The organism is Myroides sp. LoEW2-1, from assembly GCF_009767705.1.
In the GTDB taxonomy this organism is placed as follows: Bacteria; Bacteroidota; Bacteroidia; order Flavobacteriales; family Flavobacteriaceae; genus Flavobacterium; species Flavobacterium album_A.
The window spans coordinates 1-1386 of record NZ_WSPP01000219.1 but is presented as its reverse complement, the minus strand read 5'-3'; the positions used below and the strand labels follow the sequence as shown (position 1 = coordinate 1386).

The 1386-nt window shown below is 35.6% G+C and carries 1 protein-coding gene; it reads right to left on the bottom strand.

The window, feature by feature from the left end; all coding sequences use genetic code 11:
* Nucleotides 1-103 precede the first annotated feature (103 nt).
* Complete coding sequence (locus tag GOQ24_RS12300; RefSeq protein ID WP_155093485.1) at nt 104-1303, bottom strand: IS4 family transposase; 1200 nt, start codon at nt 1301-1303, stop codon at nt 104-106.
* Nucleotides 1304-1386 lie beyond the last annotated feature (83 nt).

Sequence of the window (1386 nt, the reverse complement as noted above, 5' to 3'; positions counted from 1 at the left end):
CATTAGCGTCCGATAAAAATTAAAATCACTTCTTTTTTATTTTTATCTAATTGGTTTTCATTTCATTGTGCTTTTTATTTTTTCGTTTCTCAAAACTAAGCTGTCAAAATAGAGCTAATTGCTCAGTTTGGTTTCTCTCAATAATCCAGTCTTTTTCGGGGTTTTCCAGGAATTTCATCAGATTGATATAGTTGAACAAATGTATTTTGCAAAAACTCACTAAGTTTGAAAATGCCCAATGGCGTTTCAATCTCTTTTTGATGACTGCCAGTAGAAGATTCACGATCAATACGCAGTAAATCTGTATTTTGATAGCATTTTCATTATCTCCCAAAAAATATTTTAAAGGGAAGTTTTGTTTCAACTGCTTAAACAGTAGTTCAATTTGCCATCTGATTTTGTAAAGAGCAGCAATCAGGTCGGCTCTCATATCAAACAGATTGGTCAAAAACTCAAATTCCCTTTTGTTGACACGGTCATAGAAAACCACTTTCCGGAGTCTTAGTTTTGAACATGCTGTGCCATTTTTTACATCAACTTCTATAATTTCATCCTTTAAAACACCACTGTGAATAGGCTCTTCAATGTCTAACTCTTCAATATTGATGTATGATGCATTATCTTTTATCCGTGTTACAAATCCCGTTTTATGCGCTGTAAAATGCGCAAAAGCCTTGTAGTCATTATATCCCTTATCGAAAACGTAAACGGTGTCTTTATCACATTTTAGTTTGTCCAAAAACTGATGGTCGTGTTTTTTAGCTTCGCTGAACCAAACCAAACTGGGAACGACTTCATCGGCATTGACAACCGTATGAACCTTGATCCCACCTTTCTTTTTGCCTGTTTTGGGTTTTCTGCCAACGCCCTCCAGAATATCCTTAAACAAGCTGATAGTCGTGCTGTCAAAGATTTTTACCTGCTTTTTAATCACGCTTTTAATCCGGCTGTCCGATAAAAATTCACCATATTGCCGGAGTAATCCATGATAGATATTCTCAAAAACCAAAACATCTCTTTTCCTGTTCGCATCCGACAAAGTACTTCTTTTTGGAATGTGATTCAATTGAAAGCCCGACGTTTTTCCCGACAAACCAAGCATTGCTCCTGATACTTCCCTGAGTGAAGTACACTTTGAAAACGAACAAAAAAGCATACTTATCAAATGGTCTTTGGTCTTAAACCGCTTGGTATAGCGGTCTGAATTGCTCTTTTTGACTTCTCTTTTGATAAGGGAATCATCAATTAAGGAAATCAGCTGTCCGAAAACGGATTTTGTCGAAAAATGACTATTTTTACCCATAGTAGTTTAAAGTGTGGTTACTTCAAACTTACTAAAAATTAGAGTAGTCTGAAAAAACTACTCTTTTTATCGGACAACAATGA